This is a genomic window from Burkholderia sp. GW821-FHT14F03 (assembly GCF_058803765.1).
In genome coordinates this window covers 24,610-36,356 of sequence record NZ_JBXAPG010000008.1, presented here as the reverse complement: position 1 = coordinate 36,356, position 11,747 = coordinate 24,610, and the positions used below count along the sequence as shown (strand labels likewise).

13 protein-coding genes are annotated in these 11,747 nt (G+C 70.5%); 12 read left to right on the top strand and 1 reads right to left on the bottom strand.

The features are described from left to right. The first annotated feature begins 63 nt into the window (after window positions 1–63). Window positions 64–678: an alpha-ketoglutarate-dependent dioxygenase AlkB family protein gene (locus AC1RQF_RS08115; protein WP_492871735.1), complete on the top strand. Its 615-nt coding sequence runs from the start codon at window positions 64–66 to the stop codon at window positions 676–678. 66 nt (window positions 679–744) lie between these two features. Next, complete coding sequence (locus AC1RQF_RS08110) at window positions 745–1,683, top strand: IclR family transcriptional regulator (protein ID WP_492871733.1); 939 nt, start codon at window positions 745–747, stop codon at window positions 1,681–1,683. A gap of 475 nt (window positions 1,684–2,158) precedes the next feature. Here AC1RQF_RS08110 and AC1RQF_RS08105 read toward each other — a convergent pair whose 3' ends face one another. Further along, complete coding sequence (locus AC1RQF_RS08105) at window positions 2,159–3,235, bottom strand: porin (protein ID WP_492871732.1); 1,077 nt, start codon at window positions 3,233–3,235, stop codon at window positions 2,159–2,161. 425 nt (window positions 3,236–3,660) lie between these two features. Here AC1RQF_RS08105 and AC1RQF_RS08100 point away from each other — a divergent pair, with 425 nt between their 5' ends. From AC1RQF_RS08100 to AC1RQF_RS08055, 10 genes are read left to right on the top strand one after another with little or no spacing between them, the layout of a single operon-like run. Then, the gene (locus AC1RQF_RS08100) at window positions 3,661–3,978 is read left to right on the top strand and encodes a non-heme iron oxygenase ferredoxin subunit (protein ID WP_273998264.1); all 318 of its coding nucleotides are present in this window, start codon (window positions 3,661–3,663) and stop codon (window positions 3,976–3,978) included. Window position 3,979: 1 nt separating this feature from the next. Next, entirely contained in the window at window positions 3,980–4,291 is a 312-nt protein-coding gene (locus tag AC1RQF_RS08095) for a recombinase-like helix-turn-helix domain-containing protein (protein ID WP_273998266.1), read from the top strand. 50 nt (window positions 4,292–4,341) lie between these two features. Continuing rightward, complete coding sequence (locus AC1RQF_RS08090) at window positions 4,342–5,403, top strand: aromatic ring-hydroxylating dioxygenase subunit alpha (protein WP_273998268.1); 1,062 nt, start codon at window positions 4,342–4,344, stop codon at window positions 5,401–5,403. Next, window positions 5,396–6,166, top strand: a complete 771-nt coding sequence (locus AC1RQF_RS08085; protein ID WP_273998269.1) for an SDR family oxidoreductase — start codon at window positions 5,396–5,398, stop codon at window positions 6,164–6,166. Before AC1RQF_RS08090 ends, AC1RQF_RS08085 begins: the two co-directional genes overlap by 8 nt. Before the next feature lie 27 nt (window positions 6,167–6,193). After that, the gene (locus tag AC1RQF_RS08080) at window positions 6,194–6,721 is read left to right on the top strand and encodes a cupin domain-containing protein (RefSeq protein WP_273995671.1); all 528 of its coding nucleotides are present in this window, start codon (window positions 6,194–6,196) and stop codon (window positions 6,719–6,721) included. Between the two features lie 19 nt (window positions 6,722–6,740). Continuing rightward, window positions 6,741–7,634 (top strand): alpha/beta fold hydrolase, encoded by an 894-nt coding sequence (locus AC1RQF_RS08075; protein WP_273995672.1) that lies wholly within the window; start codon window positions 6,741–6,743, stop codon window positions 7,632–7,634. After that, window positions 7,631–8,467, top strand: coding sequence for an IclR family transcriptional regulator (locus AC1RQF_RS08070; protein WP_492871731.1), 837 nt, complete (start codon window positions 7,631–7,633; stop codon window positions 8,465–8,467). The genes AC1RQF_RS08075 and AC1RQF_RS08070 overlap by 4 nt, the downstream gene beginning before the upstream one ends. Beyond that, window positions 8,464–9,261: an SDR family oxidoreductase gene (locus AC1RQF_RS08065; RefSeq protein ID WP_273995674.1), complete on the top strand. Its 798-nt coding sequence runs from the start codon at window positions 8,464–8,466 to the stop codon at window positions 9,259–9,261. Before AC1RQF_RS08070 ends, AC1RQF_RS08065 begins: the two co-directional genes overlap by 4 nt. Next, on the top strand, window positions 9,254–10,927 hold the full coding sequence (locus AC1RQF_RS08060) for a thiamine pyrophosphate-binding protein (RefSeq protein ID WP_492871730.1): 1,674 nt from the start codon (window positions 9,254–9,256) through the stop codon (window positions 10,925–10,927). Before AC1RQF_RS08065 ends, AC1RQF_RS08060 begins: the two co-directional genes overlap by 8 nt. Continuing rightward, entirely contained in the window at window positions 10,920–11,747 is an 828-nt protein-coding gene (locus AC1RQF_RS08055) for an aspartate dehydrogenase (RefSeq protein WP_273995676.1), read from the top strand. Before AC1RQF_RS08060 ends, AC1RQF_RS08055 begins: the two co-directional genes overlap by 8 nt.

Genomic DNA, 11,747 nt, shown 5'->3' with positions numbered 1-11,747 from the left:
GCCCGGAGGCCGGGCGCGTCGCCATGCCGCGATGATAGCTGGATGCGGAGAGTTTGACCGATGATGCCCGATTTGTTCGACGACGTGCCGCTGCCGGACGTCGACTGGCGGCCCGGCTGGATCGGGCCCGAGGCGGCCGGCGCGTGGCTCGCGCGCCTGATCGCCGAGCCGGTCTGGCGCCAGGATATGATCCGCACGCCGCGCGGCCGGCTGCCGCTGCCGCGCCTGACCGCGTGGCAGGGCGAGGCCGATGCGGTCTATGTGTATTCCGGCATCCGCAACGTGCCCGCGGCGTGGACGCCCGCGGTGCGCGCGCTGCGCGACGCCGCCGAGGTGGCCTGCGGCGCGCGCTTCAACAGCGTGCTGCTGAACCGTTACCGGAGCGGCGCCGACGGGATGGGCTGGCACGCGGACAACGAGCCGGAGCTGGGCGGCGAGCCCGTGATCGCCTCGCTGAGCTTCGGCGCGACGCGCCGCTTCGATCTGCGGCACAACGCGACGGGCGTCGTGCATGCGTACCGGATGACGAGCGGCAGCCTGCTTGTGATGCGCGGCCGCACCCAGGCGGAATGGCGTCATCGCGTGCCGAAGGAGCCGGCCGTGCAGGGCGAGCGGATCAATCTCACGTTCCGCTGGGTGACGCCGCGTGGGGTTGCGGCGGGGCGCGACGCCGCGTGAGCCGGCCGCGGGGCGGCGGGTGCTTCGCGTTATGATTCGGGTTGTTTTCCGTCACTTTCAGCTGCCATGGCTAAACCAACGACCACCGTCGCCGCGAAGCGGGGCGCCGCTTCCGCGCGCCCGCAGGCGGACGTCGCGCCCGCGGCGTCGGACAGCGACGATGGCGACGCCGCGAGCGGCGCCGCCGCCTATCTCGTTCCGGGGCTCGAGCGCGGCTTGCGGATCCTTGCCGAGTTCTCGGCGCGCGAGCCCGTGCTGGGCGCGCCTGAACTGTCGAAGCGGATCGGCATCCCGCGCACGACCACCTTTCGCTTGCTGCAAACCCTCGAGGCGCTCGGCTTTCTCGAACGCGTGAACGGCGACCGCCATTTCCGGCTCGGCGTGGGCGTGCTGCGGCTCGGCTTCGAATACCTGAATTCGCTCGAACTGACCGACCTCGGCGGGCCGGTGCTCGAACGTCTGCGCGAGGCGACGCAACTGTCCACCCATCTGCTGATCCGCGACCGGCGTGACGTGGTGTTCGTCGCGAAGGCGCAGAGCCATGCGTCGATGTTCGGTTCGGTGAAGGTGCATGTCGGGACCCGGCTGCCCGCGCACGCGACCGTGCACGGCCACGTGCTGATGGGCGATCTCACGCGCGACGCGATGCGCCAGCTGTATCCGGAGAAGCGGCTCGACGCATTCACCGAGCACACGCCCGCGACGATCGACGAGCTGTACGAGCGCGTGCGCCACTACGCGCGGCTCGGCTACGCGATCAGCGAAGGCGCGTTCGAGAGCGGCATCTCCGCCGTGACCGCGCCGGTGCGCGACCATTCGGGGTCGATCGTCGCCGCGATCACGGCGACCGTGCCGCGCTCCGAAATCGGCGGCGCGGGCGAGAAGGAGCGGCTCGTCGAGGCCGTGTGCGGCGCGGCCGTCGACCTGTCGCTGCGGCTCAACTATCGCCCGCTCGACACCGATCCGACCGTCGCGCACGCGCGGCACAAGGTCGCGATGGTGTGATGGTGTGATGTGCCCGGGACGCCGCGCGCGCGGCGAGGCGCTCCTCGGCGGTCCGGATCCACAATCAGCAGACGGCGCGCTACCTGGCCCAGGAAGCGACGGTGCGCGTGCGCGTTGCGCGCCCATGCTGGCGCACTTGCTCTCGGAGGTGCGCGTGTATATCCGCGGCAATGACGATTGGCGCTTCGGTTCGCCGCGTTGCGAGGCGGTCAAGCGCCACGACTTTTCGCGGGCGCTGGGTCCAGGTCGGGTCGGCAAGGCGATATGACGGCCTCGCAACGGATCACCGGGGCGCGTTTCATGGTTTCGCGGTCGGCTTTGCCGTGCGCGTTCGCCGCACCGGTCCCGCTTCAGGTCCCTTGGCTTTTCATGCGCGGGAGCGCCTCGCGCGCGCAATGCCGATGCGCATCATGCGCCACGGCGATCGCCGCATGCCGCGCGGGCGGGCAGGGATCGCCGTGGCAGGCGCGCGCAGTCAGAACGAGTGGTGAATGCCCGTCAACAGGATCACCTGATTCGCCGAGCCCGACACGCCCGCGGTGAAGAACGCGGCCTGCGCGCCGCCGTTGCCGCGCTCGTACAGCACGTTCGCATACAGCTGGGTGCTTTTCGACAGCGCGTAGATGTCGCCGAGTTCGAATTGCGTCCAGCGCCGCCCCGCGAGCGTCGAGGTGGCCGCGCCGCCCGCCAGCGTATTGGCGGCCGTGATCCGGTAGTTCGCGCCGGCGTCGTAGCTCTGGAACGTGTCGGACTGGCCGTTCGACCGCATCGTCGTGCGCGTGTACAGCGCATGCACGAGCAGGTCGCCGAACGCGTAGGAGGCGCCCACCCCCATGTTTTCCACCTTGTCCGCGAGATAGCCGTTCGCGGTGTTCTGTCCTTGGAAGCTCGTGATCCCGGTCTGGCTGATCAGCAGCGAGCGGTTGTGCTCGTTCGAGTACACGGCGGCGGCCTGCAATGGGCCGTTCGCGTACCGCAGCCCGACGCCGAACGAGCGCCCGGTCGCGAAGTTCGTCGTGTTGCCGAGCGCGAGCATCGCGGCGGCGGTGAACCCGGCGAAGGTCGGCGAACGGTACTTGATCGCGTTGTTGTACGGCACGTTGCCGGTCGCGGCGAGACCGTCGAGGTTGCCCGGGTGGAATGCATACCAGCTCATGGCCAGGTACGCGGTGCCGAGCGGATCGAGCCAGTCGAAATTGAGCGGCGTCTGACGCCCCAGCGTGAGCGTGCCGTAGCGCTCGGACTCCACGCCGACGTAGGCGGCGCGGTTCCACAGCGTGTTCGCGGTCGCCAGTTGCCCGTTGTTCGTGTAGAAGCCGTTCTCCAGCTGGAACACCGCTGCGAGCCCCCCGCCGAGATCCTCGCGTCCCTTCAGGCCCCACCGGTCGGGCTGGGTGTTGCCCTGGATCATCAGCCACTTCGCGCTGCCACCGGCGTTGTTCACGTAGGCGACGCCCGCGTCGAGGCTGCCGTACAGCGTCACGCTGCTTTGCGCTTGCGCGCCCGTGATGGCGCCCGCGCTCAGCAGGACCGCCCATGCATGCTTGACCATTTGATCTCCTGACCTGTGTTCCTGGTGGACGCGGGCGGTTCCCGCGCGCCGGTCGGCCCGCCCGGCGCGTCGCCGCCGCATGGTTCGGGTCTTCTGTTTGTTCCATATATGGAACTTTGTGCCCTGTATGGGACGAAGTATAAAAGCGGTCTTCGCGTGGAAAAAAATAAATCGGCGGCGCGGTACAGCAGGGAAATCCCGCGTGCCGATGTCGCCTGATATGAAGAAATCAGCCTGGAATATGTGACATATCGCCTGTGTGCCGATCCCGGCATGGCTCCCGCCTTCAGCCGTTCGGTGTTTTCCCTAGGGCTCCATGCTTTTTATTTTTCTGTGTCGAGCCCAGTCCTATAATCACCATCCATAAACCGATGTTCCTTGTATGGAACAAATTGTGATGTCGATCTTCTGAAGGAAGGGTTGAGATGTCTGAACAATGGGTTTGCGCCGGACATGCCGGCGCGCTGTCCGCGGATGCGCCGATCGAGTTCAAGCGGACCGACGGCGTCGAGGTCGGGATCTACCGCGTTGGCGACGACGTCTACGCGCTCGAGAACGTCTGTCCGCATGCGTACGCGCTGCTCACGCAGGGCTTCGTCGATGACGGCACGATCGAGTGCCCGCTGCACGAGGCGGTGTTCGATATCCGCACCGGCGCGTGCCTGAAGGGGCCGGGCGGACGCGCGCTGAAGACCTATGCGGTCCGGCTCGCCGGCGACGAAATTCAGATCAAGGTGGAATGACATGAGCGAGACGACGCTGAACTTCAACCCCCATCTGCAGCCGTGGCGCGCGCCGGAACCGAACAACGTGGCGGGCAAGGGGCAGATCGAGGCGCCCGGCGCGGCGCCGAACCAGGTCTGGCAAACCCGCGGCGCGGAGCCCACCCGCTACGAGAACGACCTGGGCGACGCGCTCGAGCGCGTGTTCGACGGCGGCGCCACCGAGCTGGAGGACGTGATCGACGGCCTGAACCGGCTCGGCAGCCGCGCGCCCGACGGCGCGGCGTGGACCGTCGAGCGTTTCCGCGCGGCGCTGGCCGCGCTGGGCGCGTGACGGCGCGGCCGCCGAGCGCCGTTTCCCCTGAACACCGGAGTCCCCCAATCATGACGTCCCCCGTCCAGCCGTCCACGCACGGCGATCCGATCCGCGACTATCTCGACCGCGGCATCCGCAACTACTGGTATCCCGTCGCGCCGAGCTGGCAGGTGTCGAACGCACCCGTCGGCCTGACCCGCCTGTGCGAGCAGATCGTGCTGTGGCGCGATCAGGCGGGCCGCGTCCATGCGCTCGAGGATCGCTGCCCGCATCGCGGCGCGCGCCTGTCGCTCGGCTGGAACCTCGGCGAGCGCGTCGCGTGCTGGTATCACGGCATCGAGGTGGACGGCGCCGGGACGGTCGCGCGCGTGCCCGCCGTCGCGAACTGTCCGCTCGAAGGGCAGGCCTGCGTGAAGTCGTATCCGGTCGAGGAGCGCGCGGGCGCGATCTTCGTCTGGTTCGGCGACGATGCGCATCGCGAGCCCGCGCCGCTGCGCCTGCCGGACGAACTGGTCGCCCCCGAGTACGCGCAGTTCCTGTGCGTGTCGAACTGGCGCTGCAACTACCAGTACGCGATCGACAACGTGATGGACCCGATGCACGGCGCCTATCTGCACGCGGCGTCCCACTCGATGGCCGAGGGCGACAAGCAGGCGGACATGCGCGTGCGCAAGACCGACACGGGCCTGATGTTCGAGAAGGTCAACCAGCGCGACGTGAACTTCGACTGGGTCGAATTGGGCGAGACCGGCTGCGTGTGGCTGCGGCTCGAAATTCCCTACCGGCAGAAGTTCGGCCCGGGCGGCAACTTCGGCATCGTCGGCTTCGCGACGCCGGTCGATCGCGACCACTGCCAGGTGTATTTCTGGCGCACCCGCAAGGTGAGCGGCTGGCAGCGCGACGTCTGGCGCTTTCTGTATCGCAACCGCCTCGAAGGGCTGCACTGGGCGGTGCTCGAACAGGACCGTTACGTGCTCGAAAGCCTCGCGCCGGACGCGCGCGATCACGAATACCTGTACCAGCACGACATCGGCATCACGCGCGTGCGGCGACTGTTGCGGCAGCGCGCGCAGGAACACCTGGCCGCGCTCGACGCGCGGCGCGCGGCGACGGAGCCCGCCCATGACTGAGCGCATGCAGACGGTGGCGCTCGACGGGCGTCGCGTCCTCGTGACGGGCGGCGCGCGCGGACTCGGCGCGGCGTTCGTCGAGGCGCTGACGGCGGCCGGCGCGCGCGTCGTGTTCGGCGACCTGCTCGACGCGCAGGGGCAGGCGCTGGCGGAGCGGCTCGCGGCGCAGGGGCGCGACGCGCAATACGTCGGCGTCGACCTGATGGACCCGGCGAGCATCCGCGCCTTCGTCGCCGAAGGCGCGCGGCGGCTCGGCGGCCTCGACGGGCTGATCAACAACGCGGCCGTGACCCACTCGGGCGGCCGGCTCGCGACCGAGCTGGACGTCGCGACCTGGGATGCGGTGATGGACGTCAACGTGCGCGGCCTGTGGCTCGCGAGCGTCGCCGCCTATCCGCACCTCGCGGCCTCGGGGCGCGGCGCGATCGTCAATCTCGCCTCCGACACCGCGCTGTGGGGCGCGCCGAAGCTGCTCGCGTACGTCGCGAGCAAGGGCGCGGTGATCGCGCTGACCCATGCGCTCGCGCGCGAATTCGGCGGCGCGGGCGTGACCGTCAATGCGATCGCGCCGGGCCTGACCGAGGTCGAGGCGACCGCCTATGTCCCGGCCGAGCGGCATGCGTACTACCGGCAGGGCCGCGCGTTGCCGCGCGCGCAAACCACCGACGACACGACGGGGCCGGTGCTGTTCCTGCTGTCCGACGCCGCGCGCTTCGTGACAGGCCAACTGCTGCCGGTGAACGGCGGCTTCGTGATGCATTGACCCTGCTTGACCGACTAGGAGATGACGATGGTGGAAGCCGATATCGAACGCAAATCATGGAGCCAGCCGGCGGGCGCGAGCTTCGCCGATTGGATGGAAGGGCGCGTCGCGCGCTTGCAGACGCGCCGCTACGACTGGGACGCGCTCAAGTTCCAGGCCGACTTCGATCCGAAGTACCGGCGCGCGCAGATGCGCTACGTCGGCACGGGCGGCACGGGCGTCGCGAAGGACGCCAACACGGTGCCGGCCGGCCAGTTCACGTTCTCGACGATGGTGATTCCGGCCGGCAACGTCGGCCCGAGCCATATCCACGTCGACGTCGAGGAGATCTTCTTCGTGCTGCGCGGGCGCATCAAGGTGGTCTGCGAGCGCGACGGCGAAACCTGGGAAGCGACGCTCGGCGAACGCGACCTGATCTCGGTGCCGCCCGGCGTTTATCGGACCGAGATCAACGTCGGCGAGGAGGACGCGCTGATGTGCGTGATGCTCGGCTCGCCCGCGCCGATCACGCCGACGTATCCGCCCGATTCGCCGCTCGCGAAGCTCAAGCGCTGAACCACGGATGAACCACGCCATGAGCATGATCGATACGGAACCCGCCGGGCGCGACGCCGTCGCCTCGTTCCACGCGCGGCTCGCCTGCTGCCCGGAGCGGCGCGTGCAGGCCGGCGCGGCCGGCGTGATCGGCTATCGCGAGGCGGGCGCGGCCGCGGGCGGCCTGCCGGTGGTGCTGTTGCACGGCATCGGGTCGGGCGCGGCGTCGTGGGTTCGGCAGCTCGACGCGCTGGGCGCGGCGCGGCGCACGCTGGCCTGGGATGCGCCCGGCTATCTCGCGTCGACGCCGGTGAGCGCCGCATCGCCGCTCGCCGCCGATTACGCGGCGGCGCTCGCGGCCTGGCTCGATGCGCTCGGGATCGGACGCTGCGTCCTGGTCGGTCATTCGCTCGGCGCGCTGGTCGCGGGCGGCTTCGCCCGCGCATGGCCCGGGCGGCTCGCCGGCCTGCTGCTGCTGTCGCCGGCGGGCGGCTATGGCGCCGCGCCGGCCGAGTTGCGCGTCGCGCGCCGCGACGCGCGGCTCGCGATGCTCGCGGAACTCGGCGCGCAGGGGCTGGCGGCGCGGCGCAGCGCGGCGATGCTGTCCGCGCACGCGGAGCCGGCCGCGCAGGACTGGGTGCGCTGGAACATGGCGCGCATCGCGCCCGGCGGTTATGCGCAGGCGACGCATCTGCTCGCGAACGCGGATCTGGTCGCGGATCTCGGCGGTTTCGGCGGCCGCGTGGCGGTTGCCGTCGGCGCGCTCGACACGATCACGCCGCCCGCCGCCTGCGAGCGCATCGCGGCGGCCGCGCGGGTCGGATTGCAGGTGATTCCCCAGGTCGGGCATGCGGGCTATGTCGAGGCGCCCAATGTCTACAGCGCGCTGATCGACGCATTCTGCCGCCAGTGTGAAGGCTCGGAGGCCGCATGAACGAACCCCGCGACGCCGCCGAGGCGAACTACATCGTGCCGGGGCTGGAACGTGGGCTGCGGTTGCTCGCGGAGTTCACGCCGCGCGAGCCGGTGCTCGGCGCGCCGGAGCTGTCGAAGCGGCTCGGCATTCCGCGCACGACCGTATTCCGCCTGCTGCAGACGCTCGAATCGCTGGGCTTTCTCGAACGCGTGGACCGGGACCGCAACTATCGGCTCGGCGTCGCGGTGCTGCGGCTCGGCTTCGAATACCTGAGTTCGCTGGAGCTGACCGATCTCGGCCTGCCGGTGATCGAGGGCCTGCGCGAGGCGACGGGCTTCACGACCCATATCGTGATCCGCGACGGCCGTGACGTCGTGTTCGTCGCGAAGGCGCAAAGCCTCGCGTCCGCGTTCAGCTCGGTGCGGGTCAATGCCGGCACGCGGCTGCCCGCGCACGCGACCACCCACGGCCATGTGCTGATGGGCGACCTGTCGCTCGACGCGCTGCGCGCGCTGTATCCGGAGCCGCGCCTCGAACGCGCGACGCCCCACACGCCGACCACGGTCGACGCGTTGTACGCGCTCGTGCGCGCCGACGCGGCGCGCGGCTACGGGCTCAGCCATTCATCGTTCGAACGCGGCATCTCGGTGATCACCGCGCCGGTGCGCAACGACACGGGAAAGATCGCCGCCTGCCTCGCGGTGACGGTCCCGCGCCCGGAGATCGACGCGACGCTGCTCGCCGACGGGCTCGTCGACAAGGTGCTGCGCGCGGCCGCCGAGCTGTCGCGGCGGCTCAACTACCGCTCCGATGAAGAGCATACCTATCTGAAGATCCTGGGGCTGCGATGATACAGATCGATTTGACCGGACAGGTCGCGGTGGTGACGGGCGGATCGTCCGGCATCGGTCTCGCGAGCGCCGACCTGTTCCTGGAGGCGGGCGCGTCGGTGGCGATCTGCGGCCGCGACGCCGAGCGGCTCGCGCGCGCGGAGGCGGCGCTTGGCGCGCGCTTCCCGGGCGCGGCGCTGCTCGCGCACCGCTGCGACGTGCTCGACGCCGAGGCGGTCGAGGGCTTCGCGCAGGCCGTGGCCGCGCGCTTCGGCCGCGCCGACATGCTGATCAACAACGCCGGGCAGGGCCGCGCGTCGACCTTCGCGGATACCAGCGACGCGGCCTGGCGCGAGGAACTGGAGCTGAAGTACTTCAGCATCATCCGCCCGACCCGCGCATTCCTGCCGCTGCTGCGCCGCGCGGCCGCGCCGTCGATCACCTGCGTGAATTCGCTGCTCGCGCTGCAGCCCGAGCCGCACATGGTCGCGACCTCGTCCGCGCGCGCGGGCGTGCTGAGTCTCGTGAAGTCCCTCGCGACCGAACTCGCGCCGCAGCGGATCCGGGTCAACTCGATCCTGATCGGCATCGTCGAATCGGGACAGTGGCGGCGGCGTCACGCGGCGCAGGCGCTGCCCGGCGAAAGCTGGGAGGCGTGGAGCGGCGCGCTCGCGCACGCGAAGCAGATCCCGCTCGACCGTTTCGGCCGGCCCGAGGAGGCCGCCCGCGCGCTTTTTCATCTTGCCACGCCGTGGTCGTCGTACACGACGGGCAGTCATCTCGATGTATCCGGAGGCCTTGCACGCCATGTCTAAGCAAACCAGAACCACGGTCGGCGAGCTGATCGCCGCCTTCCTCGAACGATGCGACGTCAAGACCGCGTTCGGCGTGATCTCGATTCACAACATGCCGATCCTCGATGCGATCCATTCGCGCGGCGCGATCCGCTATGTCGGCGCGCGCGGCGAGGCGGGCGCCGTCAACATGGCCGACGGCCTCGCGCGCGTGTCGGGCGGGCTCGGGGTCGCGTTCACGAGCACCGGCACCGCGGCGGGCAACGCAGCCGGCGCGATGGTCGAGGCGCTGACGGCCGGCACCGCGCTGCTGCACATCACCGGGCAGATCGAGACGCCGTTCCTCGACCAGGATCTCGCCTACATCCACGAAGCCCCTGATCAGCTCGCGATGCTCGGCGCCATCTCGAAGGCCGCCTATCGCGTGCGCACCGTCGAGACCGTGCTGCCGACCCTGCGCGAGGCGGTGCGCGTCGCGCGCACAGCGCCGAGCGGCCCGGTGTCGGTCGAGATCCCGATCGACATCCAGGCGGCCGAGATCGACTGGCCCGAGGATCTCGACCCGTTGCACGTCGCCGTGCGCGAACACGATCCGGCGAGCGCCGCCCGGCTCGCGGAGCACCTGTCGCGCGCGCGCCGGCCGCTGCTGTGGCTCGGCGGCGGCGCCCGCCATGCGCGCGCCGAGGTCGAGCGGCTCGTCGCGCTCGGGTTCGGCGTGGTGACGAGCGTGCAGGGGCGCGGCGTGCTGCCCGAGGATCATCCGGCGACGCTCGGCGCGTTCAACGTGCATCACGCGGTCGAGCGCTTCTATGGAACCTGCGACGCGCTCGTCGTGGTCGGCTCGCGGCTGCGCGGCAACGAAACGCTCAAATACCAGCTCGCGCTGCCGCAACCGTTGTACCGCATCGACGCCGACGCGCTCGCCGACAACCGCGGCTATCGCAATGCGCTGTTCGTGCACGGCGACGCGCAGCGCGTGCTGGGCGCGCTCGCCGACCAGCTCGAAGGCCGGCTCACGGTCGATCCGGCCTTCGCGGCCGATCTCGCGGCCGCGCGCGAGCAGGCGGCGGCCGAGGTCGCGCACGGGCTCGGGCCGTACCTCCAGCTGGTCGACACGCTGCAGCAGGCGGTCGGCCGCGATTACAACTGGGTGCGCGACGTGACGATCTCGAACAGCACCTGGGGCAACCGCCTGCTGAAGATCTTCGCGCCGCGCGCGGGCGTGCACGCGCTGGGCGGCGGCATCGGCCAGGGCATGCAGATGGCGATCGGCGCGGCGCTCGCGGGCGTCGCGGGCAAGACGGTCTGCCTCGTCGGCGACGGCGGCCTGATGGTGAACGTGGGCGAGCTCGCGACCGCCGTGCAGGAGCAGGCGGACGTGGTGATCGTGCTGATGAACGATCAATGCTACGGCGTGATCCGCAACATCCAGGACGCCCACTACGGCGGCCGGCGCTGCTATGTCGACCTGCATCAGCCGGACTTCGCGCAGTTCTGCGCGAGCCTGCGGCTGCCGCATCACCGCGTGTCGTCGCTCGACCAGGCGGAACAGGCGGTGCGCGACGGTCTCGCGCGGCCGGGCCCGGTGCTCGTCGAGATCGACATGCTGTCGATCGGCGGCTTCGCGGCGACGTTCGCCGGGCCGCCCATCAAGGATGCCGTGCCGAAGGAGCGCCAGTATGCATGACGCACGCGTCGCGGGCCGCGCGCCCGTGGAAGTCGCGATGATCGGCTTCGGCGCGATCGGCGCGGCGGTCTACCGCGCGCTCGAACACGATGCCGCGCTGCGCATCGCCCATGTGATCGTGCCCGCGCAGCAGTGCGATGCGGTGCGCGCCGAGGTGGCGGCGGAAGTCGACGTGGTGTCGTCGGTGGCCGCGCTCGCGCGCCTGCCGTCGTATGCGCTCGAATGCGCGGGGCACGGCGCGCTCGTCGACCACGTCGCGCCGCTGCTCGGCGCGGGGGTGGATTGCGCGGTCGCGTCGATCGGCGCGCTGTCCGATCCGGCGCTGCTCGACGCGCTCAAGCAGGCCGCCGAGGCGGGCGGCGCGACGCTCACGCTGCTGTCGGGCGCGATCGGCGGCATCGACGCGCTGGCCGCGGCGCGCGAGGGCGGGCTCGACGACGTGCTGTACGTGGGCCGCAAGCCGCCCGTCGGCTGGCTCGGGACGCCCGCGGAAACGCAGTGCGACCTGCGCGCGCTGGACGCCGAGCGGGTGATTTTCGAGGGCAGCGCGCGCGACGCGGCGCGCTGCTATCCGAAGAACGCGAACGTGGCGGCGACCGTCGCGCTCGCCGGGCTCGGCCTCGATGCGACCCGCGTGCGGCTGATCGCCGATCCGGCCGTCACGCGCAACGTGCACCGGATCAGCGCGCGCGGCGCGTTCGGCGAGATGTCGCTCGAAATGAGCGGCAAGCCGCTGCCCGACAACCCGAAGACCTCCGCGCTGACCGCGTTCAGCGCGATTCGCGCGCTGCGCAACCGCGCCGCGCGCTGTGTGATCTGA

Bases quoted from the DNA above. Each gene is read 5' to 3' on its own strand.
- AC1RQF_RS08115 (WP_492871735.1), top strand. From the start codon at position 64: ATGCCCGATTTGTTCGACGACGTGCCGCTGCCGGACGTCGACTGGCGG.
- AC1RQF_RS08110 (WP_492871733.1), top strand. From the start codon at position 745: ATGGCTAAACCAACGACCACCGTCGCCGCGAAGCGGGGCGCCGCTTCC.
- AC1RQF_RS08105 (WP_492871732.1), bottom strand. From the start codon at position 3,235: ATGGTCAAGCATGCATGGGCGGTCCTGCTGAGCGCGGGCGCCATCACG.
- AC1RQF_RS08100 (WP_273998264.1), top strand. From the start codon at position 3,661: ATGTCTGAACAATGGGTTTGCGCCGGACATGCCGGCGCGCTGTCCGCG.
- AC1RQF_RS08095 (WP_273998266.1), top strand. From the start codon at position 3,980: ATGAGCGAGACGACGCTGAACTTCAACCCCCATCTGCAGCCGTGGCGC.
- AC1RQF_RS08090 (WP_273998268.1), top strand. From the start codon at position 4,342: ATGACGTCCCCCGTCCAGCCGTCCACGCACGGCGATCCGATCCGCGAC.
- AC1RQF_RS08085 (WP_273998269.1), top strand. From the start codon at position 5,396: ATGACTGAGCGCATGCAGACGGTGGCGCTCGACGGGCGTCGCGTCCTC.
- AC1RQF_RS08080 (WP_273995671.1), top strand. From the start codon at position 6,194: ATGGTGGAAGCCGATATCGAACGCAAATCATGGAGCCAGCCGGCGGGC.
- AC1RQF_RS08075 (WP_273995672.1), top strand. From the start codon at position 6,741: ATGAGCATGATCGATACGGAACCCGCCGGGCGCGACGCCGTCGCCTCG.
- AC1RQF_RS08070 (WP_492871731.1), top strand. From the start codon at position 7,631: ATGAACGAACCCCGCGACGCCGCCGAGGCGAACTACATCGTGCCGGGG.
- AC1RQF_RS08065 (WP_273995674.1), top strand. From the start codon at position 8,464: ATGATACAGATCGATTTGACCGGACAGGTCGCGGTGGTGACGGGCGGA.
- AC1RQF_RS08060 (WP_492871730.1), top strand. From the start codon at position 9,254: ATGTCTAAGCAAACCAGAACCACGGTCGGCGAGCTGATCGCCGCCTTC.
- AC1RQF_RS08055 (WP_273995676.1), top strand. From the start codon at position 10,920: ATGCATGACGCACGCGTCGCGGGCCGCGCGCCCGTGGAAGTCGCGATG.